Annotated in this window: 31 protein-coding genes and 1 pseudogene; 18 read left to right on the forward strand and 14 right to left on the reverse strand. The window is 62.6% G+C overall.

Translation table 11 applies throughout. The features are described 5' to 3' along the window. Positions 1 to 844 (reverse strand): DEAD/DEAH box helicase (locus tag B3605_RS25525; RefSeq protein WP_296436840.1); only part of this gene is annotated, 844 nt, incomplete at its 3' end. A gap of 352 nt (positions 845 to 1,196) precedes the next feature. Continuing rightward, positions 1,197 to 1,568 (reverse strand): hypothetical protein, encoded by a 372-nt coding sequence (locus B3605_RS25530; RefSeq protein ID WP_112943885.1) that lies wholly within the window; start codon positions 1,566 to 1,568, stop codon positions 1,197 to 1,199. A gap of 260 nt (positions 1,569 to 1,828) precedes the next feature. Here B3605_RS25530 and B3605_RS25535 point away from each other — a divergent pair, with 260 nt between their 5' ends. Next, positions 1,829 to 5,065, forward strand: coding sequence for a response regulator (locus B3605_RS25535; protein WP_409457217.1), 3,237 nt, complete (start codon positions 1,829 to 1,831; stop codon positions 5,063 to 5,065). 26 nt (positions 5,066 to 5,091) lie between these two features. Here the strand turns inward: B3605_RS25535 and mnmD are convergent, their stop codons facing one another. Next, positions 5,092 to 5,832, reverse strand: coding sequence for a tRNA (5-methylaminomethyl-2-thiouridine)(34)-methyltransferase MnmD (mnmD, locus tag B3605_RS25540; RefSeq protein ID WP_112943886.1), 741 nt, complete (start codon positions 5,830 to 5,832; stop codon positions 5,092 to 5,094). Here mnmD and B3605_RS25545 point away from each other — a divergent pair. From B3605_RS25545 to B3605_RS25610, 14 genes are all read left to right on the forward strand, one after another. Next, complete coding sequence (locus B3605_RS25545) at positions 5,831 to 7,009, forward strand: NAD(P)/FAD-dependent oxidoreductase (protein ID WP_112943887.1); 1,179 nt, start codon at positions 5,831 to 5,833, stop codon at positions 7,007 to 7,009. The genes mnmD and B3605_RS25545 overlap by 2 nt on opposite strands. Before the next feature lie 223 nt (positions 7,010 to 7,232). Further along, positions 7,233 to 7,955 (forward strand): DUF1045 domain-containing protein, encoded by a 723-nt coding sequence (locus tag B3605_RS25550; protein WP_112943888.1) that lies wholly within the window; start codon positions 7,233 to 7,235, stop codon positions 7,953 to 7,955. A 98-nt stretch (positions 7,956 to 8,053) separates the two neighbouring features. Beyond that, the gene (gene puuE, locus B3605_RS25555) at positions 8,054 to 8,977 is read left to right on the forward strand and encodes an allantoinase PuuE (RefSeq protein WP_112943889.1); all 924 of its coding nucleotides are present in this window, start codon (positions 8,054 to 8,056) and stop codon (positions 8,975 to 8,977) included. Further along, complete coding sequence (uraD, locus tag B3605_RS25560) at positions 8,977 to 9,474, forward strand: 2-oxo-4-hydroxy-4-carboxy-5-ureidoimidazoline decarboxylase (protein ID WP_112943890.1); 498 nt, start codon at positions 8,977 to 8,979, stop codon at positions 9,472 to 9,474. Before puuE ends, uraD begins: the two co-directional genes overlap by 1 nt. Positions 9,475 to 9,534: 60 nt before the next feature. Further along, a complete protein-coding gene (locus tag B3605_RS25565) occupies positions 9,535 to 9,828 on the forward strand; it encodes a nucleotidyltransferase family protein (RefSeq protein WP_112943891.1) in 294 nt (97 codons plus the stop codon). Continuing rightward, a complete protein-coding gene (locus B3605_RS25570) occupies positions 9,825 to 10,187 on the forward strand; it encodes a DUF86 domain-containing protein (protein WP_112943892.1) in 363 nt (120 codons plus the stop codon). Before B3605_RS25565 ends, B3605_RS25570 begins: the two co-directional genes overlap by 4 nt. Positions 10,188 to 10,257: 70 nt before the next feature. Next, entirely contained in the window at positions 10,258 to 10,548 is a 291-nt protein-coding gene (locus B3605_RS25575; RefSeq protein WP_112943893.1) for a nucleotidyltransferase family protein, read from the forward strand. A 41-nt stretch (positions 10,549 to 10,589) separates the two neighbouring features. After that, positions 10,590 to 10,880: a nucleotidyltransferase family protein gene (locus B3605_RS25580; RefSeq protein WP_112943894.1), complete on the forward strand. Its 291-nt coding sequence runs from the start codon at positions 10,590 to 10,592 to the stop codon at positions 10,878 to 10,880. Then, the gene (locus B3605_RS25585) at positions 10,877 to 11,239 is read left to right on the forward strand and encodes a DUF86 domain-containing protein (RefSeq protein ID WP_112943895.1); all 363 of its coding nucleotides are present in this window, start codon (positions 10,877 to 10,879) and stop codon (positions 11,237 to 11,239) included. The genes B3605_RS25580 and B3605_RS25585 overlap by 4 nt, the downstream gene beginning before the upstream one ends. Before the next feature lies 1 nt (position 11,240). Beyond that, the gene (locus B3605_RS25590; protein ID WP_112943896.1) at positions 11,241 to 11,741 is read left to right on the forward strand and encodes an ureidoglycolate lyase; all 501 of its coding nucleotides are present in this window, start codon (positions 11,241 to 11,243) and stop codon (positions 11,739 to 11,741) included. Next, on the forward strand, positions 11,738 to 12,094 hold the full coding sequence (uraH, locus tag B3605_RS25595) for a hydroxyisourate hydrolase (RefSeq protein WP_018897258.1): 357 nt from the start codon (positions 11,738 to 11,740) through the stop codon (positions 12,092 to 12,094). Before B3605_RS25590 ends, uraH begins: the two co-directional genes overlap by 4 nt. Before the next feature lie 3 nt (positions 12,095 to 12,097). Further along, the gene (locus B3605_RS25600; protein WP_112943897.1) at positions 12,098 to 12,838 is read left to right on the forward strand and encodes a metallophosphoesterase family protein; all 741 of its coding nucleotides are present in this window, start codon (positions 12,098 to 12,100) and stop codon (positions 12,836 to 12,838) included. A 90-nt stretch (positions 12,839 to 12,928) separates the two neighbouring features. After that, positions 12,929 to 13,189 carry a type II toxin-antitoxin system Phd/YefM family antitoxin gene (locus tag B3605_RS25605; protein WP_112943898.1) on the forward strand — a complete coding sequence of 87 codons (261 nt, stop codon included), beginning with the start codon at positions 12,929 to 12,931 and terminating at the stop codon, positions 13,187 to 13,189. Positions 13,190 to 13,195: 6 nt separating this feature from the next. Next, positions 13,196 to 13,462 carry a Txe/YoeB family addiction module toxin gene (locus B3605_RS25610; protein WP_112943899.1) on the forward strand — a complete coding sequence of 89 codons (267 nt, stop codon included), beginning with the start codon at positions 13,196 to 13,198 and terminating at the stop codon, positions 13,460 to 13,462. 31 nt (positions 13,463 to 13,493) lie between these two features. On the opposite strand, the gene B3605_RS25615 is transcribed toward B3605_RS25610, so the two are convergent. The 4 genes and pseudogenes from B3605_RS25615 to B3605_RS25630 form a co-directional block, all read right to left on the reverse strand. Beyond that, complete coding sequence (locus tag B3605_RS25615) at positions 13,494 to 13,898, reverse strand: type II toxin-antitoxin system HicB family antitoxin (RefSeq protein ID WP_112974443.1); 405 nt, start codon at positions 13,896 to 13,898, stop codon at positions 13,494 to 13,496. Positions 13,899 to 13,900: 2 nt separating this feature from the next. Then, the gene (locus B3605_RS25620) at positions 13,901 to 14,089 is read right to left on the reverse strand and encodes a type II toxin-antitoxin system HicA family toxin (RefSeq protein WP_018897262.1); all 189 of its coding nucleotides are present in this window, start codon (positions 14,087 to 14,089) and stop codon (positions 13,901 to 13,903) included. Between the two features lie 43 nt (positions 14,090 to 14,132). Continuing rightward, on the reverse strand, positions 14,133 to 15,275 hold the full coding sequence (locus B3605_RS25625; RefSeq protein WP_112943900.1) for an alpha-hydroxy acid oxidase: 1,143 nt from the start codon (positions 15,273 to 15,275) through the stop codon (positions 14,133 to 14,135). Positions 15,276 to 15,369: 94 nt separating this feature from the next. Beyond that, a pseudogene (locus B3605_RS25630) lies at positions 15,370 to 16,339 on the reverse strand (quinone oxidoreductase family protein). 97 nt (positions 16,340 to 16,436) lie between these two features. Here B3605_RS25630 and B3605_RS25635 point away from each other — a divergent pair. Further along, positions 16,437 to 17,273, forward strand: a complete 837-nt coding sequence (locus B3605_RS25635; RefSeq protein ID WP_112943901.1) for a LysR family transcriptional regulator — start codon at positions 16,437 to 16,439, stop codon at positions 17,271 to 17,273. 99 nt (positions 17,274 to 17,372) lie between these two features. Next, the gene (locus B3605_RS25640; RefSeq protein WP_112943902.1) at positions 17,373 to 17,969 is read left to right on the forward strand and encodes a dihydrofolate reductase family protein; all 597 of its coding nucleotides are present in this window, start codon (positions 17,373 to 17,375) and stop codon (positions 17,967 to 17,969) included. A 22-nt stretch (positions 17,970 to 17,991) separates the two neighbouring features. Here B3605_RS25640 and B3605_RS25645 read toward each other — a convergent pair whose 3' ends face one another. The 6 genes from B3605_RS25645 to B3605_RS25670 form a co-directional block, all read right to left on the reverse strand. Then, on the reverse strand, positions 17,992 to 18,357 hold the full coding sequence (locus B3605_RS25645) for a hypothetical protein (RefSeq protein WP_112943903.1): 366 nt from the start codon (positions 18,355 to 18,357) through the stop codon (positions 17,992 to 17,994). Positions 18,358 to 18,394: 37 nt separating this feature from the next. After that, positions 18,395 to 19,705 (reverse strand): guanine deaminase, encoded by a 1,311-nt coding sequence (gene guaD, locus B3605_RS25650; RefSeq protein ID WP_112943904.1) that lies wholly within the window; start codon positions 19,703 to 19,705, stop codon positions 18,395 to 18,397. Between the two features lie 44 nt (positions 19,706 to 19,749). Then, positions 19,750 to 20,235, reverse strand: coding sequence for a hypothetical protein (locus tag B3605_RS25655; RefSeq protein WP_112974445.1), 486 nt, complete (start codon positions 20,233 to 20,235; stop codon positions 19,750 to 19,752). Further along, the gene (gene puuD / locus B3605_RS25660) at positions 20,232 to 21,476 is read right to left on the reverse strand and encodes a urate hydroxylase PuuD (RefSeq protein WP_112943906.1); all 1,245 of its coding nucleotides are present in this window, start codon (positions 21,474 to 21,476) and stop codon (positions 20,232 to 20,234) included. The genes B3605_RS25655 and puuD overlap by 4 nt, the downstream gene beginning before the upstream one ends. Positions 21,477 to 21,573: 97 nt before the next feature. Further along, positions 21,574 to 22,212 carry a hypothetical protein gene (locus B3605_RS25665; protein ID WP_112943907.1) on the reverse strand — a complete coding sequence of 213 codons (639 nt, stop codon included), beginning with the start codon at positions 22,210 to 22,212 and terminating at the stop codon, positions 21,574 to 21,576. Continuing rightward, positions 22,212 to 22,553: a type II toxin-antitoxin system prevent-host-death family antitoxin gene (locus tag B3605_RS25670; RefSeq protein WP_162725217.1), complete on the reverse strand. Its 342-nt coding sequence runs from the start codon at positions 22,551 to 22,553 to the stop codon at positions 22,212 to 22,214. Before B3605_RS25670 ends, B3605_RS25665 begins: the two co-directional genes overlap by 1 nt. 216 nt (positions 22,554 to 22,769) lie before the next feature. Between B3605_RS25670 and B3605_RS25675 the strand changes: the two genes are divergently transcribed. Further along, positions 22,770 to 23,132 (forward strand): hypothetical protein, encoded by a 363-nt coding sequence (locus B3605_RS25675; RefSeq protein ID WP_112437112.1) that lies wholly within the window; start codon positions 22,770 to 22,772, stop codon positions 23,130 to 23,132. On the opposite strand, the gene B3605_RS25680 is transcribed toward B3605_RS25675, so the two are convergent. Next, positions 23,126 to 24,031 (reverse strand): LysR substrate-binding domain-containing protein, encoded by a 906-nt coding sequence (locus B3605_RS25680; protein ID WP_112943909.1) that lies wholly within the window; start codon positions 24,029 to 24,031, stop codon positions 23,126 to 23,128. The two genes, B3605_RS25675 and B3605_RS25680, sit on opposite strands and share 7 nt — an antisense overlap. Positions 24,032 to 24,034: the final 3 nt, after the last annotated feature.

Below are 24,034 nucleotides of genomic sequence, written 5' to 3' on the forward strand. Positions count from 1 at the left end.
GGCTCTTGTTGCCGTGGATCGAGGCGACGGAGTAGCCGACGTGTTCGAGATGCTTCATCAGCTTCTCGGCGCCGTGCTTGGTGCGCAGGAAGACGATGGCGCGGCCATCGGGGTTTTCGGAGAGCGACTTCTTGAGGAGATCGGTCTTGTCGTTCTTGCCGTTGACGAAGTGAACATACTGCTCGACCTTGTCGGCGGCCTTGCCCGGAGGCGTCACTTCGACCTTGACCGGATCGGTCAGGAAGTCGGCGGCGAGATCGGCGATCGCCTTCGGCATCGTGGCGGAGAAGAGCATCGTCTGGCGACGCTTCGGCACCATCTTGGAGATCTTGCGCAGGTCATGCACGAAGCCGAGGTCGAGCATCTGGTCGGCTTCGTCGAGCACGAGGTAGCGCACGGCGGTCAGGCCGATGGCGCGGCGGGCGACGAGATCGAGCAGGCGGCCGGGGGTGGCGACCAGGATGTCGGTGCCCTTTTCAAGCTGCAGCTGCTGCTTGTTGATCGACACGCCGCCGACGACGACGTTGATGCGCAGATGCGACTTGCGCAGGAAGTTCTTCAGGTTCTGGGCGATCTGGTTCACCAGTTCGCGGGTCGGCGCCAGGATCAGCGTACGGGTGGTACGGTTGTCGGGGCGGCGTTCTTCCGGGATCAGCTTTTCGATCAGCGGCAGGCCGAAGGCGGCCGTCTTGCCGGTGCCGGTCTGGGCGAGGCCGATCAGGTCGCGGCCTTCGAGAAGAAGCGGGATCGCCTTTTCCTGGATGGGGGTCGGCGTTTCGATGCCGAGCTGGAACAGTGTGGCGACGATCGGCTTGGAGACACCAAGCGATTCAAAATTGGTCAAGTCATAACCTTTTCAGGGGCGCCAAAACAATACCGCCGGAACGCGGGTTTGCGGTCCGGTGTTACTCTGGCGTCAAGAACCCCGCGTGAAGTGGGAACTTGTCTTGTTGGAAAAAGCTTTCCAGCGCTTCTGCCGCGTCCCTTGGGATGCGGTCCATTCGAAATGCGCTTTGTCCTTCTTCCTGCATCCTATTTGCTGGCAGGGGCACGCTCACGCGGCGGCCGGAAGGTGAAAGCTGGCCTGCATTTGGTCTAGTTCCGCCGGAAAGTCAAGGGGAGGGGCGGAAAAGGCCGAGCAGGGCCACGGCGCGGGAGGCGTATCGCGCGCCGTGGTCGGGCGATCGGCTGAAATGTCAGTACGGACAGACGCGAACGCGGTAGGCCTCGCCCCATCCGTTGCGCCGCCATTCGAGATGGCAGGTGCGGTAGGGCTGGACGTAATGCGTGCGGTAGACCGGATAGGCGCGGTAGGGCCGGTATGCCCGATAGGGATATCCGTAGCGATAGCCATAGGCATAGGGATAACCGTAGCCGTCGGGATAGCCGTATGTGTAGGGGTAGGGGCGCAGCGCCTGCGACAGCAGCACGCCACCGACGAAGCCGGCCGCGGCACCGCCCCAGGCGTAATGTTCATGCGCCATCGCCGGCGAGGCTGATGTCAGCGTCGCCGCTGTCAGCGTGAGCAGGATAGAGCCGGTCGCCATGCTTTTATGAAGTACGGACATGTTCGCCTCCTATAGCGGACGAGTTCTTCTTGCAGCCGGCAGCAGAATATCGCGGCGGCCTAAGAAATGGCTGCGATTTTAGCACGGTTTTCGAGGTTTTGCTTGGCGATGACAGGAGCATCAGTCGCTGCAACCACGCATGCTCTTCTTCTACTCTTCTCAATTTGCAGCGTTATTTTTGTTTCGCCGGGTCATGGTTAATTCGTTGTTAAACGCCTCTCGGCTATGGTCGATGGCGTAGCAATTTGCCTAGTGTTTTCATGGTGGAGCAGGTGTTTTTGGGACCGAACGGGGACATTCTCGAACTGGCATGCGGCCGGATCGCGGATCTGGACAACCCTGCCTATGTCAAGAACAGCGAGCTGCGCTATGTCGCGGTCAACCAGGCCTATGCGGATTTCTTCGGCAAGGAGATTTCCGATTTTATCGGCCGGCGCAGCCGCGAGCTGTTCGACCGTCCGGAAGAGCAGGACCGCGAGGACAAGGAGCGGCGCGCGCTGGTGTTCGGCAGCGAGGAAAGCGCGCTCTGCTTCGACGCAACAAGCGATCTCCACGACCGCGTGCGGATCGAGAGCTTCGCGCTGTCGGAGGAACGGATCTACGTGCTCGGCATGTTCGAAGAAGCACGCAAGGCGGCGCGGCCGAAATGGCCGGCGACGCGGGCGCTCAGTGACAACAGCACGGATATCGACTTCCTGCGCGATGTGATCGAGGCGCTTCCGGTTGCCGCCTTCGTGCGCGATCAGGATCACCGGCTGGTTTATGCCAACGCATCTTACGAACAGCTGACGGGGCTGCCGCGCGCCGAGTCGCTGGGCAAGACCGAACGCGAGATGTTCGGCACGGCGTCCGGCGACATGGTGAGCCGCGGCCATGTGCAGGCGCTGGCCAAGGGAGAGGCGCGCGATATCGAGAGCCTGGTTCCTCGCGCGGATGGCGGGGTCTATCCTATCCTTGCGCAGATCAACCGGATCGATGGCGGCGACGGCCGGCACTATACGGTCGGGTCCTACTCGGATGTCTCGCTGTTGAAGGAGCGCGAAAGCGCGCTCATCGCCGCGCAGGCGCATACCGAAATTCTCCATCGCGACATGGCGCGCGTGCTGAATTCGCTGCCGGTCGGCGTTCTCATCCTCGAGAGCGATCTGACAATCCGCTACGGCAACCACGCCTTCTACACGATCTCCGAGCTGCCCGAAGGCCTGTTCGATGGCAAGGGCTTTGCCGAGCTTGTCGAGTACAACCACACGCTGGGGCGCTATCCGCCGGGCGTGACCGCCGAGGAAATCCTTGCGCGGCGCACCGATCAGTTCCGCTCCGACCAGCCGGCTGCAGCCGAGATCAACTGGGGCGAAAAGTTTCTCCTGGTCGACAGCCGCAAGATCTCGACGGATCGCATCCTGCTGACCTATGCCGACGTGTCGGCCGTGCGCCGGCATGAGCGCGAAATCCACGCCGCCCGCGAAGAGCTCGAAAACCTCGGCGAGCTGATGGGCGATGCGACGCATGCGATGTCGCAGGGGCTGCTCGTGCTGCAGGATGGCGAAATCCTGCTCAGCAACGATGCGCTGGCCGGGATGCTGGACCTTGCATCCGAGCGCGTCGCCATCGGGCGCAACTGGCGCGAGATGCTGGCCTTCTGCGCCACGCGCGGTGATTTCTCGGAAGATGCCGATCACCTGCTCAACGATATCGGCCAGGCGCTTGCCGACGGCCAGCCGGCGTCGCATCTCTTTCGCGTGCCCGATGGCCGCTGGGTGCAGATGGACGTCATGGTCAGCGCGCGCCGGCATTGGGTGGTGCTGTTTACCGACATTTCGGCGATGAAGATCCGCGAAGTCGATCTGGAGAGCCTGCTTGAACGCGCCGAGGTCGCTGACCGGGTGAAGTCGGAGTTCCTGGCCAATATGAGCCATGAAATCCGCACGCCGATGAACGGCGTTCTCGGCATGGCGGAACTGCTGTCGAAGACTAATCTCGATACGCGCCAGAAGACTTTCGTCGATATCATCACCAAGTCCGGCAATGCGCTGATGACCATCATCAACGACATCCTCGACTTCTCGAAGATCGATTCCGGGCAGATGACGCTGCGGCGCGTGACCTTCGATCCGATCGAGGCCGTCGAGGACGTGGTGACGCTCTTGTCGTCGCTGGCGGCGGAAAAGAGCATCGAGCTTCTGGTGCGCGTCATGCCGGGCCTGCCTGCAGCCATCATCGGCGATGCCGGGCGTTTTCGCCAGATCGTCACCAATCTTGTGGGTAACGCCGTCAAGTTCACCGAGCGGGGCCATGTGCTGGTCGAGCTCGGCTATGTCGCCGGTGCGGCCGACGAGATCATGGCGACGCTGCGCATCGAGGATACCGGGATCGGCATGCCGAAGGACCGGCTCGACCAGATCTTCGGCAAGTTCTCGCAGATCGATTCCTCCTCGACGCGGCGCCACGAAGGCACCGGGCTGGGGCTGGCGATCACGGCGGGTCTCGTCGATCTGTTCGGCGGCTATATCGAGGTCGAAAGCGCTGTCGGCGAGGGCTCGGTCTTCACCGTCACCCTGCCGTTTACCGTCGGCGCCAAGCGGGCCGAGCCGCGGCCGCTGCCGGTCAATGTGCGCGGCGCGCGCGTGCTTGTCATCGACGACAACGCCGTCAACCGCCAGATCCTGACCGAGCAGCTCACGCAATGGGGCTTCGATGGCGCGGCCGCCGAAGACGGCGTCGAGGGGCTCGCCATTCTCGAGGAAGCATCCGCACTTGGCGTTTCGATCGATGCGCTGGTGCTCGACTACCAGATTCCCGGCATGAACGGAGCCGATATCGCCCGCCTGTTGCGCGCCGACGAACGCTTCGCCGACCTGCCGATCGTCTTCCTGACGTCGATGGATATCTCCGGCACCGAGAAGGAATTCGCGGCGCTGAACGGCCAGGCGCATCTGATGAAGCCGGCCCGCGCCAACGTGTTGCGCAACACCATCGTCGATGTCGTGCGCACCAACCGGATCAGGCTGGCGCCGACGCTGCGCCCCGTCATCGAGGCGCCGCCGCTCGAACCCGAATTACTGCCGGAAGCTCTCAACGAAAGAGCGCCGCCGTCCTTCATCGACGTGCTCGTCGCCGAAGACAACGAGGTCAACCAGATCGTTTTCACGCAAATCCTGCAGGCGACGGGGCTCAACTTCCTCGTCGTCAAGAACGGCGAAGAGGCCGTCGAGGCGTGGGAAGCCTATACGCCGCGCATCATCATGATGGACGTGTCGATGCCCGTGATGAACGGCCACGACGCGGCGCGGCGCATCCGCGAGCTCGAGCGCGGGCAAGGACACCGGGTGCCGATCATCGGCGTCACCGCGCACGCGCTCGACGCCGACCGCGATCTTTGCCTCGACGCCGGCATGGACGACTACATGGCCAAGCCGATCAGCCCGGAGCTGCTGGAAGAAAAGATCGCGCTGTGGCTCGGCAAGGAAGGCCGCGCCAGCGGGATTTCGCTGAGCTAGTCTAGAGCTGGCCCAGCTCTAGGGGGCTAGCCTTCGGCGCGCTTGACGCCGCACAGCATTTCGCGTTTGCCCGCAAAGCCCGGACGACGCTCGACCACAAAGCCCGCGGCGCCCAGATTGCGCCGGACGAAGCCGGCCGCTGCGTAGGTGGCGAAGGTGCCGCCAGGGACCGTCTTTTCACAGACGAGCGTCATCAGTTCCTGCGACCACATGTCGGCATTGCGCGAAGGCGCAAAGCCATCCAGATACCAGGCATCGAAACCCGCCTCGGCGGCTGCTACGCCTTCGAGCGCCCGGCCGCAGACGACGCTGAGCGTGGTCTGGTCGTCGAGCTTCAACGACACGGTGCCCTCGGGCATATCCGGCCAGGCCGAGACCAGCGCGATGCGCTCGGCGTCGATCTCCGGCCAGTGCGACAGCGCGCGGTCGATCTCGTCGCGCCGCATCGGGTAGAGCTCGAAGGACATGAAGTGCAGATGCTGGCCTTCCGCGCGCTTCAGCTTCCAGTTCCTGAAGGTCTCGGCGAAGTTCAGGCCGGTGCCGAAACCAAGTTCGCCGATCAGGAAGTTTTGCGCCTCGGCCCATCGCTCGGGCAGGCCGTTTCCGGCGAGGAAGACATGGCCGCATTCGAGGCGGCCGTCGGTCTGGCAATAAAAATGGTCGCCAAAGGCCGGCGAATAGGGCATATCGCCGTCGCGCCATTCAAGCGGCCGGTTCGCCATCTCAGCCTGTGCTAAATTAATCTGATCGGGATCGATGTCTGTCATGTCAACAGCCGATAGTCCGGCCTTGCCCTCGGGTCAATCGTCCACTGAACTGTTGATCGTCGGCGGCGGCATCATGGGGCTTTGGGCCGCCGTTCACGCCGAGCGCATGGGGATCGACGCGGTGCTGATCGATGCCGGCGTGCTTGGAGGCGGGGCGAGCGGCGGGTTGCTCGGCGCGCTGATGCCGCACATGCCGGATAAATGGAACCCGAAGAAGCAGTTTCAGTTCGATGCGCTGGTGGCGCTGGAGGCCGAAGTGGCGCGGCTGGAGGCCGAGACCGGACTCTCAACGGGCTACCGTCGCTCCGGCCGCCTGATCCCGCTGCCCAAGCCGCATCTGCGCGATATCGCGCTCGGGCATTCCGGCGATGCCGACAGCCACTGGCATGCCGGCGAGCGCCGCTTCCATTGGCATGTGATCGATACGCCCGCAGTATCCGGCTGGCCGGACGCTTCCGGTATGGAGGGCGGCTTCGTGCATGACACGCTGGCCGGCCGTGTGGCGCCGCGATCTCTGACGGGTGTGCTCGCAGCCTTTCTCCGCCGCGCCGGACATATCCGCATCATCGAGAATTCAGCCGTTCGCGGCATCGACGCCGAGCGCGGGATCGCCGAGACCGATACCGGTGCGATTGCCTTCGGACATTGCATCATTGCTGCCGGCTACCAGTCGTTTCCGCTTCTGGCGCGCGGCACGGCAGGGCTGACACAGCCGCTCGGGCAGCCGGTGAAGGGCCAGTCGGCGCTCCTGAAGGCCGATATCGATCCTGGCCTTCCGACAATCTTCCGCGATGGGCTTTATGTGGTGGCGCATGAGGGCGGGCATGTCGCGATCGGCAGCACCAGCGAGAACCGCTTCGACGCACCCTTTGCGACTGACGGGCAGCTGGATGTTCTGGTCGAGAAGGCACGGGCGCTGGTGCCTCTGCTGCACGACGCGCCCGTTATCGAGCGCTGGGCCGGGCTGCGGCCGAAGGCGATCGACCGCGATCCGATGATCGGCCCGCATCCCGAACATGAGCGATTGCTGGCGCTGACCGGTGGCTTCAAGGTCAGCTTCGGCCTCGCGCACCGGCTGGCCGAGGCGGTTGTGCACATGTCTGTTGGCAACGCGATACCGTTTGCGGTGCCCGAGAGCTTTCACCTGATCAATCATATTCACGTCGCTTCACGCTAAAGTGCCTCGCGATCGCTTGAATCTTCCCGTTTCGCTCACGCTTTTCCGTTTTGCGCTGTTTAATCCTGAAATCAGCAGCCACTTTCGCGAGATAAACATCAATTCACGTTAAACGTGAATTAGCACTCGCTATCCTTCGTCAATCTGTCATGCAAATCGCCTATCTGCTTGCAAAACGGCGGCGCGCTGACGAGTCGCGCGTGGTGCCGACGGAGAAAATTGCATGCGATACGCCATCTGCTTCACGCCTGCCGCGAATGACCCGCTGTCGCACGCGGCTGCCAATTGGCTTGGCCGAAACGTGTTTTCCGGCGAAATGGTGGAGCCCACGGCGATCCGCGGGCTCAGCATTCACGAGGTCGCCTTTCATACGGCGGTGCCGCGGCGCTACGGTTTTCACGGCGCGCTGAAGGCACCATTCCGGCTTGCGACCGAGATGTCGGAGCCGCAACTCCTGCGGGAACTGATGCGCTTCTGCGGCACGCTGACGCCGTTTTCCATTCCTCGGCTCGAGGTTGCGCGCACCGGTAGCATCTTCAGCCTGGTGCCGTCGCTGCCCTGCGACAACGTCCAGTATCTGGCGTCCTCGATCGTGCAGCAGTTCGACCAGTTTCGCGCGCCGCTCAGCGACGCCGATATCGAGCGCAGCGATCCGGATGGGCTTTCGGCGGCGCAGTTCGCCAATCTGCACCGCTGGGGATGCCCCCATGTGATGGACGAATTCCGCTTCCACATGCCTTTGACCGGTCCGGTCAGCCTGGTCGACATGTCGCGCATCGAGCGTTCGCTGCGCAGCGTTTTCGAACCGGTTCTCATCGATCCGGTGAAGATATCGAACGTGGCGCTGATGGTCGAAGAGGGCAATGGCGGGCCGTTCAGGGTGCATTCGCTGCATCCCATGGGCAAGGTTAGCGCGCGGCGCGAGCGGGTTCCCGTTCCGGCCTAAGCGGTTGTGCCATAAAGGCAAAACTCTGTTGCGCAGTTTCCGTCTCGACATTCGCTCTTGAGGTGTTACCGTTCGCCGACTTTCTGGAAGGTGATTTCATGGTATCCGAGACTTACCCGCGCAATCTCGTCGGCTATGGCCGCAACACCCCCGACCCGAAATGGCCCGGCGGCGCCAATATCGCCGTGCAGTTCGTCATCAATTACGAAGAGGGCGGCGAGAGCTGCATTCTGGATGGCGACGCAGCCTCGGAAAACCTGCTGTCGGAGATCGTCGGCGCGGCAGCCTGGCCCGGCCAGCGCAATCTCAACATGGAATCGATCTATGAATACGGCTCGCGGGCCGGTTTCTGGCGGCTTTGGCGGATGTTCACCGAACTCAAGGTGCAGGCGACCGTCTATGGCGTGACGCAGGCGATGGCGCGCAACCCCGAGGCGGTGGCGGCGATGAAGGAAGCCGGCTGGGAAATCGCCAGCCACGGCTACCGCTGGTTGGAATACAAGGATTTCCAGGAAGAGCTGGAGCGCAAGCATATTCTCGAGGCCGTGCGGCTGCACACGGAGCTCACCGGCGAGCGGCCCTACGGCATGTACCAGGGCAAACCATCCGACAATACGCTGCGGCTGGTGCAGGAAGAGGGCGGCTTTCTTTACTCGTCGGACAGCTATGCCGACGATCTGCCTTTCTGGGTGAAGGGCGTGGACGGCAAACCGTTCCTGATCATCCCCTATACGCTCGAAACCAACGACATGCGTTTTGCCACGCCGCAGGGCTTCAATTCGGGCGACCAGTTCTTCACCTATCTCAAGGATGCCTTCGACACGCTTTATGAAGAAGGAGAGGCGGGCAGCCCGAAGATGATGTCGATCGGCCTGCATTGCCGTCTTGTCGGCCGCCCGGGCCGCGCGGCGGCGCTGAAGCGCTTCATGCAATATGTGCTCGACCACGAGAAGGTGTGGATCCCGCGCCGCATCGAGATCGCCGAGCACTGGCACAAGCACCACAAGCCGGAGGCCATCTGATGATCGCGCGTGACGAATTCATCTCCCGCTTCGGCGGCGTCTTCGAACACTCGCCCTTCATCGCCGAGCGGGCCTTCGACGACGGTTTCGTCGGCGAGACGCTCGATGTCGACCGCGTGCACACGGCGCTGGTGGCGATCTTCCGCGCCGCAAGCGCGGAGGAACGCCTCGGTGTTCTGCGCGCCCACCCGGATCTCGCCGGCCGCCTGGCGATCGCCGGTGAGCTGACGGAGGACAGCAAAAAGGAACAGGCCGGCGCCGGGCTCGACCGGCTGAGCCCCGAGGAGCACCAGCGCTTCACCGAACTCAACCGCTCCTATGTCGAAAAATTCGGCTTTCCCTTCATCATCGCGGTGAAGGGTCTCGACAAGCAGGCGATCCTTTCGGCCTTCGAAAAGCGCATCGACAACAGCCGCGACGCGGAATTCGAAACGGCGACCGCGCAGGTGGAGCGTATCGCGCTGCTGCGGCTTGAGGCGCTGCTGCCTTCGCGCTGAGCGACGCCGCTTTTCTCTTGTCGGTCCGCCGCTTATAGTTGTCGAGAGGGAGCAAAGGCGATGAGACCATCGGAAGTGCTGGAGCAGAACAGGCAGGCGATCCGCGAGGTGACGACGCGCTTCAACGCGACGAACCCGCGTGTGTTCGGTTCGGTGGCGCGGGGTGAGGATCGGGCCGATAGCGATCTGGATATTCTGGTGGACGCTTTGCCGGGAAGCACGCTGCTGACGCTGGGCGGTTTGCAGGATGCGCTCGATCAGATGATGCTGGGTACCGAGGTGCATTTGCTGACACCGGGTGACTTTCCGGAAGATGTGCGCCGTGAGGTTCTGAACGAAGCAAAGCCGATATGAGCCCGGAGCGGATCGCCAAGCTTCTCGATCGTATGAGGCAGGCGGCGGCCGATGCCCATCGCATGATCGAAAACGTCAGCAGGGAAGAATTCATCGATAATCTTGTCCTGCAGCGGGCTGTGGGTATGAGCCTGCTCATGGCTTCTGAAATCGCATCGCAACTCCTCAAGGCGCATCCGGAGTTCGTATCCGACCACCCTGAATTTCCCTGGGCCGCCATGCGGGGCATGCGCAACCGCATTGCTCACGAATATTTCGACATTGATTTGGATAAGGTTTGGGCCACCGCGAAGGACGATGTTCCCAATCTGCTGACGGCGCTCGATTCTATTCGCCAGTGGCGAATGCAGGGTGAGTAGCGGGCGGTCTCGAAGACCGCTTTTCTCTTTTCGATCCGCCGCTTATAGTCGTCGCACAGGAGCGAAGACTATGAGACCATCCGAGGCGCTGGAGCAAAACAGGCAGGCGATCCGCGAGGCGACCAAGCGCTTCAACGCGGCGAACCCGCGTGTGTTCGGCTCGGTGGCGCGGGGCGAGGATCGGGCGGATAGCGATCTGGATATTCTAGTGGATGCGTTGCCGGGGACGTCGTTGTTCGATCTCGGCGGGTTGCTGGAAGAGTTGAAGGATATTCTGGGGACGGATGTTCATCTTTTGACGCCTGGCGACTTCCCCGAAGATGTCCGACGGCGCGTTCTCGAAGAGGCCAAGCCGATATGAATTCGACCATTATTCTTGCCGAGTCGTAGTGTGAGAAGACCATGAGACCATCCGAAGTGCTGGAGAGAAACAGGCAGGCGATCCGCGAGGCGACGACGCGCTTCAACGCGGCGAACCCGCGTGTCTTCGGTTCGGTGGCGCGCGGCGAGGATCGGGTGGATAGCGATCTCGATATTCTGGTCGATACGCTGCCGGGAACGTCGTTGTTCGATCTCGGCGGATTGCTGGAAGAGTTGAAGGATATTCTGGGGGTGAAGGTGGATCTGGTGACGCCGGGCGGCTTGCCTGAGAACATTCGCGAGCGTGTATTGTCGGAAGCGACCCGTATATGAGCGCGGAGAGGCTGGTCGATTATATCGGCAGGATGCAGGCCGCCGCCGAACAGGCGCGGATGCTCACCGAAGACATGGACGAGCAGGCCTTCCTGTCCGATGTGCGCACGCAGCTTGCGGTGACCATGTCGCTGGTCCTGCTCGGCGAGGCGGCATCGCGGATCGCCAGCAATCATCCGGAGTTTCCTCGTGAGCATGAGCAGATACCCTGGGCGCAGATCCGGGGCATGCGCAACCTCATGGTCCACCATTATTATCGCGCCGATTTGCCCGCGATCTGGACCACCGTGCGTCGCGACCTGCAGACGCTGATTTCCGAGCTCGAATCCCTACGCCACTGGCGCATACAAGGCGAATGACGTGACAGACTTCCTCGATATCCAGCCGCTGACCAAAGCCGCCTTCGCGCCCTTCGGCGAGGTCATCGAAGCCGATCCGGCGACGATGCGGTATATCAACAACGGCACCACGGAGCGGTTTCATGCGCTGGCCGCGGCTGACGTCGTGGGCGAGGGCGCTCGAGTGATCATAAGCCTGTTTCGCGGGCAGCCGCGCGATTTTCCCTATGAAGTCGGGATGATGGAGCGGCATCCTTTCGGCAGCCAGAGCTTCTCGCCGATCTCCGACCGGCCGTTTCTGGTCGTGGTGTCCAAGGACGAGGGCGGCAAGCCGGGGCGTCCGCAGGTGTTCCTGGCGCGGGGCGATCAGGGCGTGAATTATGGGCGCAATGTCTGGCATCATCCCTTGATGTCGCTTGGCGCGGTCAGCGATTTTCTGGTTGTCGATCGCGACGGGCCGGGCAACAATCTGGAAGAATATTTTTTCGACACTCCCTTTGTTATCAGCGAGCCCATTTCATGACCGGATTGACCACCCATGTCCTCGATACCGCCTCCGGCAAGCCGGCCGAGGGGCTGAAGATCGAGCTGTTTCATATCGAGGCCGAGGTTCGCCGGCATGTGAAGACTGTCGTCACCAATGCCGATGGCCGCGTCGATGGCGGGCCGATCCTTGTTGGCGAGAGTTTCAGGGCCGGGACCTACGAGCTTCTGTTTCATGCCGGCGATTATCTGCGCGGCACCGGTGCGGCACTCCCGCACCCCGCCTTCCTCGACCTCGTGCCGATCCGTTTCGGCATCGCCGACGAGAGCGCGCATTATCACGTGCCGCTGCTGATCTCGCCCTATGGCTACTCGACCTATCGCGGGAGCTGAGCGATGCGTTTTGCCGCGATTGCCGATGTGCATGGCAACCACCTGGCGCTGGAAGCCGTGCTTGCCGATATCGAGGCGCTTGGGATTTCCGAGATCGTCAATCTCGGTGATTGCCTGAGCGGGCCGCTCGAAGCGGGCAAGGCGGCGGACAGGCTGATGTCGCTTGATGCGCCGACGGTGCGCGGCAATCACGATCGCTACCTGATCGAAAGCCCCGCCGACGCCATGCCCTCCTGGGAGCAGCACGCTTATGGGCAGCTCTCCGCCGCGCATCTCGGCTGGCTGCGAAGCCTGCCGTTCAGCGCCGTCTACCGCGACGAGGTCTATCTCTGCCACGCCACACCTGGGCATGACGAAACCTATTGGCTGGAATCCGTCTCGCCAGACGGTCATGTTTTCCTGAAGCCTCTCGAGGAGATCGAGGCGCTGGCCGAGGGGATCGAGCAGCCGCTGATCCTTTGCGGCCATAGCCATGTGCCGCGCATGGTCCGCCTCAGCGACGGGCGCCTGATCGTCAATCCCGGCAGCGTCGGCTGCCCCGGTTACAGCGACGACACGCCTTATGAGCACAAGGTCGAAACAGGACATCCGCTGGCCTCCTACTGCATCATCGAGAAGACCGCCTCCGGCTTTGCGCCGCAGTTTCGCACCGTTGCCTATGATCACATGGCGATGTCGCGGCTGGCGCGGGAGAATGGGCGCGACAGCTGGGCGAGTGCGCTGGCGACGGGGTGGGTGCGCTAAGCGTTTGGCGAACGCGGGCGTCTGGTCGCTCAAATTGACATTTCCGTGAACTTGTACCATATATTGCACAAGTCGTTGCGGGAGATCATCATGCGCACGGTCATGTTTTCAAAAGCCAGAAACGAACTCGCCAGCCTTCTCGATGAGGTCTCGCAGGATCGCGTCGCCGTGGAGATCGTTCGCCGCGACAAGCCATCGGCGATCCTGATCGACAAGGACGAGTACGAGGGGATGATGGAGACGCTGCATGTGTTGTCCACGCCGGCCAACGCTGCCCGGCTGATGGAGGCGTTCGAAGACGTCAAGAACGGCCGGAATATCGTTCATCACGATCTCATCGACCCGAAGTGAGGCCGGATGATCCTCTCCTGGCACCAGCGCGGTTGGGACGACTATCTCTATTGGCAGGAACACGACCGCAAGACGCTGGCGCGGATTAACGAGTTGCTGCGTGACACGATGCGTCATCCCTTTGAAGGGCTTGGGAAGCCTGAACCCTTACGCCGGCAGCTAAAGGGTCTCTGGTCGCGGCGTATCAGCCAGGAGCACCGTTTGATATATGTCGTTGAGGGACAAGGGGAGCGCCAGACCCTGACCATTCTCCAATGCCGATTGCACTATTGATCCGTACTACTCTGCCGGACGCACTGCCAATCTACGCGGCCGCGTTGCGCTCGATCTCATGCTTCGCGGCCTTGGCGAGAAAGGCCGAGCGTGACAGGCCGGCAGCAGCGGCGACGGCGTCGATGCGGGCCAGAACATCCTCCGGCAGCGTCACATTGATGCGCACGGCTCTGCTGGACACGGCTTTCAGCGAGACGAGGATAACGACGCCGTCCTTATTCTCCGGGTTGGCCATGACGGTTTCGAGCGAAGAGGGTTGTGGAAGCGTCTCGCCGTCCTCAATTAATCCCTCGACGTGAAAAGCCAGGGCTTCCTCGGCCATTTCGCGCGCCTCGTCCAGTGTCGAGCCAGCAGTGACCGCGCCGGGAAAGTCCGGAAAGGAGACGCCGTAGTCGCTCTCCGCGTCCTTGTGGATCAGTCCGATATAGTTGCGCATGATCACCTCAACTTCAGGCCCGACTGCTTCTCGATGCTGCGTAGCGTCCCAATCGGAATGTCCCGTTTGGGATGCGGCACCGTCACGCGGCCCGGCTTGTCCGCATGTTTGAACTGGGCATGGCTGCCTTTGCGGCCGACCTCAAACCAGCCGGCTTTCTGCAGCAAGGCAATGACGTCGGCGCTCTTCATCGGGCTGAATTATACACAATCGTGTGTATAATTCAAATCGCGCCTACTGCCGTCCGGCAATGATCGACGAGTTCACGTCTTTGATGTCGCGCTTGCCGCAAAGGGCCATGGTCACGTCCATCTCCTTGCGCAGGATGCTGAGCGCCAGCGACACGCCTTCCTTGCCCATGGCGCCGAGGCCGTAGAGGAAGGGGCGGCCGATGTAGGTGCCTTTGGCGCCGAGCGCCACGGCCTTCAGCACGTCCTGGCCGGAGCGGATGCCGCTATCGAGGTGGATTTCGATCCTGTCGCCGACGGCGTCGACGATCGAAGGGAGCATGCTGATCGAGGAGGGGGCGCCGTCGAGCTGGCGGCCGCCGTGATTGGAGACGATGATGGCGTCGGCGCCGGTGTCTGCGGCCGCCTTCGCGTCCTCGACGTCGCAGATGCCCTTGATGATCAGCGGGCCGCCCCACTGTTCCTTGATCCAGGCGACATCCGCCCAGGAGAGCTGTGGGTCGAACTGCTCCGCCGTCCAGGAAGACAGCGAGGAGAGGTCGGAGACGTTCTTGGCATGGCCGACGATGTTGCCGAAGGAGCGGCGCTTGGTCTGCAGCATATCGAGGCACCAGAAGGGCCGCGTCGCCATCTGCCAGATGTGCTTGGGCGTGAATTTCGGCGGCGCGGAGAGGCCGTTGCGCAGGTCCTTGTGGCGCTGGCCGAGGATCTGAAGATCGGCGGTCAAGACCAGCGCCGAGCACTTGGCGGCCTTGGCGCGATTGATCAGGTTCAGCACGAAGTCCTTGTCCTTCATGACGTAGAGCTGGAACCAGAAGGGCTTGGTCGTCACCGAGGCGACGTCCTCGATCGAGCAGATGCTCATGGTCGACAGCGTGAAGGGAACGCCTGCCTCTTCGGCCGCCTGCGCCGCCAGCATCTCGCCATCGGCGTGCTGCATGCCGGTCATGCCCGTCGGGGCGAGAGCGACGGGCATCGACACTTTCTGGCCCACCATCGTCGTCTCCAGCGTGCGGTTCGTCATGTCGACGAGCACGCGCTGACGCAGGCCGATCTTGGAGAAATCGCTCTCGTTGGCCCGGTATGTCTGTTCGGTCCAGGCGCCGGAATCGGCGTAGTCGAAAAACATCTTGGGGACGCGGCGCTGGGCGAGCGATTTCAGATCGGCAATGGTGAGAGGTTTCGTCATGGATAAGACTTTCACATCTGAATAATGCGACCGGCCATATCACATATAAATTGCATTCGAAACGGTATCTTTTCCCGCTCGTGTTCGCGTTCCCTCAGGGGATCAGCAGCAGGCTGCCGCTGCTCAGTCCGGCCTTCCAGTTCGGTGTGGGCCGCGGCGGCATCGGAAAGGGCGAATTCGCGGGTAGGAAGCGTGAGAATGCCGCGCCTCATTGCGCCGATCGCCGCCGTGGCCGCCTCCAGGTAGAAGGCCGGATCGGTGCTTGCCGCCATGATGCTCGGGTGCGACAATGACTTGTTCGGGCGCAGCGCCTCGATCGCCACCGGCGGTATCGGCCCCGCTGCCTGGCCAAAGCTCGCGGCCATACCGAAGGGGCGGATGCACTGGATGGTCTTGGCCAGCATCGCGCCGCCGATGCCGTCATAGCCGACATCGACGCCGCGCCCCGATGTCAGTGCCATGACGTTTGCGACCAGATCGGCATCGCGACCGATCACCAGATGGTCGGCGCCGTTGGCGGTTGCGAGTGCCGCCTTCTCCGCGCTGCTGACCGTGCCGATGACGGTGGCGCCGATGTGCTTCGCCCAGCGCACGAGAAGCGTGCCGAGACCGCCGGCTGCGGCGTGCACCAGGATGGTGCTTTCAGGCGTCACCGTGTGGATCCGATGGAGCAGCATATAGGCCGTCATGCCCTTGAGCATCATGGCGGCGGCCTGTTTCGAGCCGACATCATCGGGCAGGCGGATGGCGCGATGCGCCGGCAGCAGGCGCGTCGAGGCATAGGCGCCGACGGGGGCGCCCATATAGACGACGCGGTCGCCGGGAGAGACCGTCGTGACGGCGGCGCCGACCGCCTCCACTACACCGGCACCTTCGGCACCGATGACGGCGGGGTAGGCGGGCATCGGGTAGAGGCCCTTGCGATGATAGATATCCAGGAAGTTGACGCAGATGGCGTCGTGGCGGATGCGGATTTCGTTTGGTCCCGGCGCCTGCGGTTCTTGCGGGGTAACCTTCAACTGCTCGATGCCGCCAGGGGTGGTGAGGGTGATTGCGATATCCATTGTCGGATCTCCTGTTCCTGTCTGGCGCTGAAGATGGGGGATGGTTGCGTGATTGAAAATTCCCTATGATCTCACATCGGTTGGGAAAAAATGATCAATGCTGGATTGGGAAGATTTACGCCATCTGCTGGCGCTGTCGCAACTCGGAACCTTGTCGGGTGCCGCGCGGGCGCTCGGGGTCGAGCATGCGACGGTATCGCGGCGGGTGGCGCATCTGGAGTGCGCGATCGGCGCCAAGCTGGTTGACCGGCGCGGGCGGCGGATTCTGCTAACGGCGGAGGGCGTGCGTGTCGCCGCGATTGCCGAGCGCATGAGCGCCGATGCCATGACCATCGCGCGCGGCGGTATAGGAGCCGATCAAAGCCATGTCGGCGAGGTCCGCATCAGCGCGCCGCCGGCCTATGCGGGTGCGGTTCTGGCGCCGCCTTTGGTGCGGCTGAGAGCGCGTCATCCCGGTATCCGGGTCACGCTTATCGGCGAGACGCGCTATGCCTCGCTCGGGCGGCGGGAGGCGGATATCGCGGTGCGGCTCAATCGGCCTGAGAGTGGCGATCTGACCGTCTCGAAGATCGGCGAGGTGGGTTTCCATGCCTATGCGGCATCAGGTTATGCCGAGCGGGTCGACGTGCGTGATTGGACGTTCATCGGCTATGATGAGGGGATGGCGTCGTCGCCGCAGGAAGAGCGGCTGGCGGAGATCGCTGCCGGCCGGCCGATCGCGATCCGGGCCTCGACGCTGGAGTTTCAGGTGGCGGCGGTGAAGGCCGGCGGCGGCGTGGCGCTGCTGCCCGATTTCATCGCGGAGGGCCAAGGGCTGACGCGGCTTGATCTGGATGGCGCCGACATCTCGCGCGATCTGTGGCTTGTCGTCCATAGGGACATCAAGGATGTGCCGCTGGTGCGGGCGGTGATGGATGCGCTGCGCGAGCGTTAACGGTGATCGTGGCTGGCGAAATGTGCATTTGCGGTTCGGCAGATTGTCGGAATATGTCGGGCCACCGCGTCCTTGGGGAGAACGCAAGAGGAGGAAGCGATGCGAGAGTTGATCCTGGCCATGGCGATGACGCTCGATGGTTTTGTCAGCGGCCCCGAGGGTGAGGCCGAGTGGATTTTCACCGGCGACGAGGAGGCGATCGCCTGGAAGGTCGAGAACGCCTGGAATGCCAGCCTGCACATCATGGGCAGCCGCACATTCGAGGGAATGGCGCGCTTCTGGCCGACATCGACCAACGTTTTCGCGCCCGCGATGAACCAGATTCCCAAGGCGGTGTTTTCGAAGAAGGGCGCCGCGATCCTGCCGAAGGCGATCGACGCGGCGCCATCGGGCGAGCCGCAACCCGGCGCCGATAGCTGGAGCAAAGCCTATGTGGCGAGCGGCGATCTCGCCGAGGAAATCGCCAGGTTGAAGGCCGAAGACGGCAAGCCGATCATCGCCCATGGCGGCGCCACCTTCGCGCGCAGCCTCATCGCCCATGATCTGGTCGATCAATATATGCTGATGGTCTATCCGCTGGCGCTCGGTCGCGGCCAGCCGATCTTCTCCGATCTGGCGCAGCCAAGGCAGTTGCAACTGGTGAGCACGCGGGTGTTTCCCAAGGGCGCTATCGCGCAGGTCTATCGGCGGGGGTAGACTTGGCAGTGATCAGTCAGAACTAAAGCACCGCTCTGAGCGCGACGCCAGCGGTACCGCTTTCAGCGTCAGCCGCATCAACTCCTGCCACTGGGGCGGCAACCATCTCCCGGATCCATCGCGCATTCTCATAATCCTCATCGACATTCCAGAACGAAAGCGCCTTCGAAAGACTATCGAACGTAATTGCGCCCTCCACAACCATGTCCATGATGACTTCGACGCCGACCTCGCGGAAGAAGGCGCGAACATGCGGGCGCCAGCGTGGATCCGTCGTTGAGAGGGTGAGGCATGAACTGAGCGTATCGGCGTCGATATGGCTCGGCAGCGGCGCGTTGACCGTTGTCAGCGCCCGCCAGATCGCTCGATGTTTGATCGTATCAGCCATCCGACCGTTTTATCAGGCCGGCATGCAAGTCTCAAGTTTACCGAAGAGCGCCCTTCGCCGCCACGCCCGCGACATAGGTCTCGACGATGGCGCGGTCGTCGCCCATGGTCTGCAGCAGGAAGAGTTCTTCCGGCAGCGTTTTCACCACTTCCATCTTCAGGGCCATGGCCGGCGTCGCGCTAGCATCGAGCACCACCACGTCGGCATCGGTGCCCTTGTCGAGCGTGCCGATGCGGTCGGAAAGCGAGAGGGACTGGGCGTTGCCCAATGTCATCAGGTAATAGCTTTCCAGCGGGTTCAGGCGCTCGCCGAGCAGTTGCTGGATCTTGTAGGCCTCGTCCATGGTGCGCAGCATGGAATAGCTCGAGCCGCCGCCGATATCGGTGGCGACGCCGATGCGGACCGGCTTGTCGCGGCGCATCAGCGCCTTCAGCGGGAAGAGGCCGGAACCGAGGAAGAGGTTGGAGGTCGGGCAGTGGACGGCGATTGCGCCGGCCTCGCTCATCGCGTCCGCCTCGCGCTCCGACAGGTGGATAGAGTGGCCGAAGAGGGTCTTGTCGCCGAGCAGGCCGTAGCGGGCGTAGATATCGGTGTAGTCGATCGCGTCGGGATAGAGCTCGCAGGTGAACTTGATCTCGTCGTGGTTCTCGGAGAGATGTGTCTGGATGTGCAGGTCGGGAAATTCGCGGGCGAGCGCCTGCGTCGCTTCCATCTGGGCGGGCGTCGAGGTGATAGCGAAGCGCGGGGTGATGGCGACGTGGTTGCGGCCCTTGCCGTGCCAGTCGGCGATGATCTCTCGGGTCTCGTCATAGCCCATCTGAGGCGTGTCGAGCAGGCCCTGCGGGGCGTTGCGGTCCATCATCACCTTGCCGCCGACCATGCGCATGTTGCGCTTCATGGCTTCGGCGAAGAACGCGTCGGCGGAGGTCTTGTGGACGGAGCAGTAGGCGACCGCCGTCGTCGTGCCGTGGCGGATCAGTTCGTCGTAGAAATGCGTGGCGATACGCTGAGCGTGGGCGCTTTCAACGAAGCGGCACTCCTCGGGGAAGGTGTAGGTGTTCAGCCACTCCAGGAGATTGGCGGCATAGGAGGCGATCACCTGCATCTGTGGGAAATGCAGGTGCATGTCGATGAACCCCGGCATGATGAGATGCGGGCGGTGGTCGATCTCGACAGCATCGGCTGCGGACTTGGCCTTGACCTCGGCATAGGGGCCGCTTTCGACGATGACGCCATTGTCCATCAACAGGCCGCCATCGGTCTCGTAGCGGTAGCTTTCGCTGTCGGTCAGGCTCTGGGGTGCCCTGACGAAGGAGAGCAGGCGGCCGCGGAGGAGGGTTTGGGTCATGGGCGTTGGCCTTTATCGATTGCGTGTCGTCGTCGGAACAGGGCTCAGGGCGCCGGCTTGGCGGGGAGGGCCGCCACCGATGCGGCGCAGCCGTATAATGTCCTGCCCTGAAATACCAGCTTTGCCGCGAGATCGTAACGCTTCGCGGATGCGCCGTCGACGCAGGTCTCTTTGGTGACCGTCAGCGTGTAGTGCTGCGGCGGGTGGGTGATGGTCCAAGTCGCGCTGTCTTCAGTCATCGCCATCGGGCCGGGGTTTATGGTGATGACGTCGTTCTTGCCCGCGCGGCTGAAGGTGATCTGACCCTCGCGGATGCTGAGCGCCCAGAAGGGGCCGGTGCCCAGCACATTGACCTCGCTCCAGAGATCGGTGGGGGCGGTGATATCGCCAGATATGTTTGGAGGCACGGTGCCCGTGGTCTTCGCGTCTTCCTGTTTTGCAATGGCCTCTTCGGCCCGCGCTTCCGTCCATGCCAGCCCAGAGAGGGCGATAAGATTGGCCAGAAGCAGGGGGCGGAGGCCTTTGATCATTCGCGTTTGCCCTCGACAGCGCTTTCGAACCAGGCGACGAGCAGCTTGCGCTCATCGGGCGTGATGTCGGTGACGTTGCCCGGCGGCATGGCGTGGCTGCGGCCGGCCTGGATGTAGATCTCTCGGGCGTGCGCCGCGATCTCGGCATCGTTTTCGAGGATCACGTTTTTCGGCGGCCGCGCGAGGCCCTCATAGACGGGCTCGGCGGCATGGCACATGGAACAGCGTGTGCCGACGAGCTGCTTGACGGCGGGAAAGTGCGGATCGCCGGCAAATTGCTGGAAGGCGGGCGCGACGGTTTCGGCGGCCGCGTCCTTCTCTCCGGTCAGCACCTTGGGAACGGTGGAGAGCCACATGATCAGGATGAACAGGATCACGGTTGCCAGCCACGTCCAGGTCGGGCGGCCCTTGCGGGCATGGGTGGTGTTGAACCAGTGGCGAATGGTGACGCCCATCAGGAAGACAAGTGCCGCGATCACCCAGTTATAGGCCGTGCCGAAGGCCAGCGGATAGTGGTTCGACAGCATGAAGAAGATGACTGGCAGTGTCAGGTAGTTGTTGTGCAGCGACCGCTGCTTGGCGATCGCGCCATATTTCGCATCCGGCGTGCGGCCGGCGATCAGGTCGGCGACGACGATCTTTTGGTTTGGGATGATGATCATGAAGACGTTGGCCGACATGATCGTCGCGGTGAAGGCGCCGAGATGCAGGAAGGCGGCGCGGCCGGTGAAGAGCTGCGTATAGCCCCAGGCCATGAAGACGAGCACGGCATAGAGCACCACCATCAGGCCCCAGGTGTTCTTGCCGATCGGCGACTTGCAGAGCAGATCGTAGACGATCCAGCCGCCGGCGAGCGAGGCGAGCGAGATGGCGATTGCGACCGGTGCGCTGACATCGAGCACGTGGCGATCGATCAGAAACAGATCGGCGCCGCCGTAATAGACGATACAGAGCATCAGGAAGCCGGAGAGCCAGGTGAAATAGCTCTCGTATTTGAACCAGGTCAGGTGCTCTGGCATCTGAGCCGGCGCCACCAGATATTTCTGGATATGATAGAACCCGCCGCCATGCACCTGCCACTCCTCGCCATAGGCGCCGACGGGCAGATGCGGACGCTTCACCAGGCCGAGATCGAGCGCGATGAAATAAAAGGACGAGCCGATCCAGGCAACGGCGGTAATGACGTGGAACCAGCGGGCCGCAAAGGCCAGCCATTCCCACGCTATGGCGTATTCATACATTCAGTTCCCCTATTCTCTCCGATTCAGCAGTGTGCAGAATGTTTGGGCGGGAGAAAAGGGGAATTAGGGCAACACCGCCACGTTGTGGGGCCGGAAATCACGGCTTTCGGACGTAGAGCGGGTCTTCGAGCAGCGGATCGGGCACTTTCGACTTTCCGTGCTCGTTCACACCGGCGCCGATCTCGATGATCGTCCAGATGTCGCTGGCGTTTTCGATGCCGAACTCCGTCTCCAGAATGTCGATGAAGGCTCTGGTCGAGAGGATGTCGAGATTGAGGTTTTCGGTCTGTCTCAGCGCCGCCCGTGCGCGGCGGTCGTCAACCAGAAGGACGACGGCTTCGCTGTCATCGACGACCGTTTCAGCGACTGAGAGAACGTCGAGCAGGCTGTAGTCGCCGCGTCCTTTCCAACTCGGCTTCAGGTCCGGAACGCTTCCTCCCATGCGCCAGTTCGTCATGGCCTTTTCGTACTCGCGGCCGACGGCGGTCTCCATGACCCTGATCCGATGGCTGTTGTCGGCAAGCCAGTCAGCTAGCAGCTTTCGTTGTTCTGTGCGGCGATCGTCGTCGGGATCGGGATCGCGCGTCGCCTCGATCGCGACCATATCGGTGATCCAGACCTCGACCTGCGGCACAAACAGATAATCCAGCGCATCCCGGCCAGCCATGGAAAGCAGCGAGAGCGGCGATGTGTCGGGGATGAGTAGGCGAGGGATGCGCTCGATCTCCTCGTCCATCAGCGCAGTCTCCAGCGGCGCATCGCGTTGTCGACTTCGCGCGCGATCTCCTCGGGATGCTTTCTATCCCTCGCGTCGCTCGCCATCTGAGTGATATAGCCGGGATCTCGGGTGTCGTAGCCTAGCGGGTCTGCAATGCGGCGATGAAGCGTGGGGCGCGATTTGCGCACCTCGTTCGGCACTGGCTCGCCGGCGGCCGTCTTCAGCCGAATGAATTCCTCCGCCGACATCACGACGGCGCGCGGCTGGTCCCGGTTGGTCACCAGAACCGCCTCGACATCAGCCGTTCTCAGGACGTCGCCGAGATTTTTCTGCAAGTTGATCGAGCGAATGGTCTGCATACTGGGCGCTCCCACCATTTTACGTAAATTTACATAATATCGGTCCGTGGCGCAAACACTTCCGGCCACCGTTTGCGGGGTGGCCACGGTGAAGCAAAGCCGATCAGATCGCCGCCATTGAAATGCCAAGACTTCATTACAGTTTTATCCAAGGCCGCCGAGACGAGGGGAAACCGCATCGGCGTGGCGGCGCATTCATCGACGGAGAAGATGCTGATGCGCAGTATTCTTGTGGTTGTGATGATTGCCTTTTCGTCCTGTGTCCAAATTCCCGGCGTCCAGACCAGTGGCGCCCAGGCCCATGACGCCCCGTCCGGCTGGGCTTACGAGCCCTATTGTTGCAACGGCGACAACGAGACGGGCGATTGCCAGATGATCCCGCCGAAGAGCGTCGCGATCACGCCGAACGGCTATCGGGTGACGCTTTTGCCTGGTGACCACCGGCTCGTCACCCACGCGCACGTCTTCCTGCTGCCGATGGGTCGGGCGATGAAATCGGGTGATGGTGATTACCACCTCTGCCTGTTTCCAAACGAGGATACGCCGCGCTGCTTCTACGCGCCCGAAATGGGCTACTGAGCGCTCTCTTTGTCGCGGGCGATCTCCTCGAGGATCCAGCTGCGGAAAGCCTTGATCTTCGGGACGTTGCGGCGGTTTTCGGCGTAGACCAGCCAATAGCCGCGATCGTCGCTGCAGGTCATCTCGAAGGGCTGATAGAGCCGCCCCTGGGCGAGTTCGTCGCCGTAGAAGGCGGGCGTCAGGATGGCGACACCCTGGCCGGCCATGGCCGCACTCGCCTCGAAGGTCTGCGAGCCGTACTGGCTGCGCGGGCGCGATTCCAGGCCGAGATCGGTCAGGCCCGCCGCCTTGAACCAGATCTGCCACCATGGGTCGGTGGCGCCGATGATCGGCAGTTTCATCAGGTCCTCGGGCTTGTGGATGCCGCCGATGCTTTCGGCCAGCTTCGGGCTCAGCATCGGGGTGAAGTCGACATCGAGCAGCTTGTCGGCGATCAGCCCGCGCCAGTTGCCGTCGCCCGAGCGGATGGCGACGTCGACGGATTCGCGGGTGAAGTCGATCAGCGCTTCCGATGTCGACAGCCGCACCGCGATCGCCGGATGCCGGAGCTGGAAGGTGCCCAGCCGCCGCGCCAGCCAGTGCGAGGCGAAGGTGGCGATGGTGTTGATCAGAAGCGTCGATTCGATCTCGCCGCGCGCCTCGGCCATCGCCTCGTTCAAAAGCACGAAAGCGTCGGACACTTTGGGGAGCAGCAGTTCGCCGGTGTCGGTCAGGCTGATCTGGCGCGGCCGGCGCAAAAACAGCGGCTCGCCGATATTCTCCTCCAGCAGTTTCACCTGATAGCTGACGGCCGTCTGCGTCATGCCGAGTTCGTCGCCGGCCTTGGTGAAGCTGCCGAGCCTTGCCACGGCCTCGAAGACGCGCAGCGCATTCAGCGGAACCTGCTTGGACAGCTTCATGGA

Source organism: Rhizobium sp. UBA1881, assembly GCF_002338015.1.
Lineage (GTDB): Bacteria > Pseudomonadota > Alphaproteobacteria > Rhizobiales > Rhizobiaceae > Rhizobium.

Bases quoted from the DNA above. Each gene is read 5' to 3' on its own strand.
- uraH (WP_018897258.1), top strand. From the start codon at position 11,738: ATGACCGGATTGACCACCCATGTCCTCGATACCGCCTCCGGCAAGCCG.
- B3605_RS25635 (WP_112943901.1), top strand. From the start codon at position 16,437: ATGCTGGATTGGGAAGATTTACGCCATCTGCTGGCGCTGTCGCAACTC.
- B3605_RS25680 (WP_112943909.1), bottom strand. From the start codon at position 24,031: ATGAAGCTGTCCAAGCAGGTTCCGCTGAATGCGCTGCGCGTCTTCGAG.
- B3605_RS25565 (WP_112943891.1), top strand. From the start codon at position 9,535: ATGAGACCATCGGAAGTGCTGGAGCAGAACAGGCAGGCGATCCGCGAG.
- puuD (WP_112943906.1), bottom strand. From the start codon at position 21,476: ATGTATGAATACGCCATAGCGTGGGAATGGCTGGCCTTTGCGGCCCGC.
- B3605_RS25665 (WP_112943907.1), bottom strand. From the start codon at position 22,212: ATGGACGAGGAGATCGAGCGCATCCCTCGCCTACTCATCCCCGACACA.
- B3605_RS25600 (WP_112943897.1), top strand. From the start codon at position 12,098: ATGCGTTTTGCCGCGATTGCCGATGTGCATGGCAACCACCTGGCGCTG.
- B3605_RS25580 (WP_112943894.1), top strand. From the start codon at position 10,590: ATGAGACCATCCGAAGTGCTGGAGAGAAACAGGCAGGCGATCCGCGAG.
- B3605_RS25645 (WP_112943903.1), bottom strand. From the start codon at position 18,357: ATGGCTGATACGATCAAACATCGAGCGATCTGGCGGGCGCTGACAACG.
- B3605_RS25575 (WP_112943893.1), top strand. From the start codon at position 10,258: ATGAGACCATCCGAGGCGCTGGAGCAAAACAGGCAGGCGATCCGCGAG.
- B3605_RS25655 (WP_112974445.1), bottom strand. From the start codon at position 20,235: ATGATCAAAGGCCTCCGCCCCCTGCTTCTGGCCAATCTTATCGCCCTC.
- B3605_RS25670 (WP_162725217.1), bottom strand. From the start codon at position 22,553: ATGCAGACCATTCGCTCGATCAACTTGCAGAAAAATCTCGGCGACGTC.
- B3605_RS25610 (WP_112943899.1), top strand. From the start codon at position 13,196: ATGATCCTCTCCTGGCACCAGCGCGGTTGGGACGACTATCTCTATTGG.
- guaD (WP_112943904.1), bottom strand. From the start codon at position 19,705: ATGACCCAAACCCTCCTCCGCGGCCGCCTGCTCTCCTTCGTCAGGGCA.
- B3605_RS25640 (WP_112943902.1), top strand. From the start codon at position 17,373: ATGCGAGAGTTGATCCTGGCCATGGCGATGACGCTCGATGGTTTTGTC.
- B3605_RS25625 (WP_112943900.1), bottom strand. From the start codon at position 15,275: ATGACGAAACCTCTCACCATTGCCGATCTGAAATCGCTCGCCCAGCGC.
- B3605_RS25615 (WP_112974443.1), bottom strand. From the start codon at position 13,898: ATGCGCAACTATATCGGACTGATCCACAAGGACGCGGAGAGCGACTAC.
- B3605_RS25585 (WP_112943895.1), top strand. From the start codon at position 10,877: ATGAGCGCGGAGAGGCTGGTCGATTATATCGGCAGGATGCAGGCCGCC.
- B3605_RS25535 (WP_409457217.1), top strand. From the start codon at position 1,829: ATGGTGGAGCAGGTGTTTTTGGGACCGAACGGGGACATTCTCGAACTG.
- mnmD (WP_112943886.1), bottom strand. From the start codon at position 5,832: ATGACAGACATCGATCCCGATCAGATTAATTTAGCACAGGCTGAGATG.
- uraD (WP_112943890.1), top strand. From the start codon at position 8,977: ATGATCGCGCGTGACGAATTCATCTCCCGCTTCGGCGGCGTCTTCGAA.
- B3605_RS25620 (WP_018897262.1), bottom strand. From the start codon at position 14,089: ATGAAGAGCGCCGACGTCATTGCCTTGCTGCAGAAAGCCGGCTGGTTT.
- B3605_RS25605 (WP_112943898.1), top strand. From the start codon at position 12,929: ATGCGCACGGTCATGTTTTCAAAAGCCAGAAACGAACTCGCCAGCCTT.
- B3605_RS25570 (WP_112943892.1), top strand. From the start codon at position 9,825: ATGAGCCCGGAGCGGATCGCCAAGCTTCTCGATCGTATGAGGCAGGCG.
- B3605_RS25530 (WP_112943885.1), bottom strand. From the start codon at position 1,568: ATGTCCGTACTTCATAAAAGCATGGCGACCGGCTCTATCCTGCTCACG.
- puuE (WP_112943889.1), top strand. From the start codon at position 8,054: ATGGTATCCGAGACTTACCCGCGCAATCTCGTCGGCTATGGCCGCAAC.
- B3605_RS25675 (WP_112437112.1), top strand. From the start codon at position 22,770: ATGCGCAGTATTCTTGTGGTTGTGATGATTGCCTTTTCGTCCTGTGTC.
- B3605_RS25550 (WP_112943888.1), top strand. From the start codon at position 7,233: ATGCGATACGCCATCTGCTTCACGCCTGCCGCGAATGACCCGCTGTCG.
- B3605_RS25545 (WP_112943887.1), top strand. From the start codon at position 5,831: ATGTCAACAGCCGATAGTCCGGCCTTGCCCTCGGGTCAATCGTCCACT.